The sequence below is a fragment of the Desulfovibrio sp. DV genome, assembly GCF_001936595.1.
Taxonomy (GTDB): Bacteria; Desulfobacterota; Desulfovibrionia; order Desulfovibrionales; family Desulfovibrionaceae; genus Solidesulfovibrio.
Genome location: NZ_MLBG01000205.1, coordinates 1 through 309, shown reverse-complemented (window position 1 = coordinate 309; position 309 = coordinate 1). Strand labels below are relative to the sequence as shown.

1 protein-coding gene is annotated in these 309 nt (G+C 61.8%); it reads left to right on the top strand.

Translation table 11 applies throughout. The features are described from left to right. The coding region (locus tag DVDV_RS21725) for a TM1266 family iron-only hydrogenase system putative regulator (protein WP_075356640.1) at window positions 1–218 on the top strand (218 nt) is incomplete at its 5' end. Between the last annotated feature and the right edge of the window lie 91 nt (window positions 219–309).

The window sequence follows — 309 nt, the reverse complement described above, 5'->3', positions numbered from 1 at the left end:
AAAAAGTCAACGCCATCATCAGCGAACACGGCCACATCGTGCTCGGCCGCATGGGCATCCCCCGGCCCGAATACCAGGTGGGCGTGGTGTCGCTCATTATCGAAGGCACAACCGATGAGATCGGTTCACTTACCGGCAGACTCGGGAATATCCCCGGCGTGACCGTCAAGTCCGCCCTGACCAGCAAGACCCTTCGCAAGGAGGACGACCATGATTGACGAATCCCAGCGCACAACCGATGCGTTCATCGACGACAACCGCATCCACGCCGCCCTGGCCGCCGCCAAAACCGACTGCCGCCGACCCCCA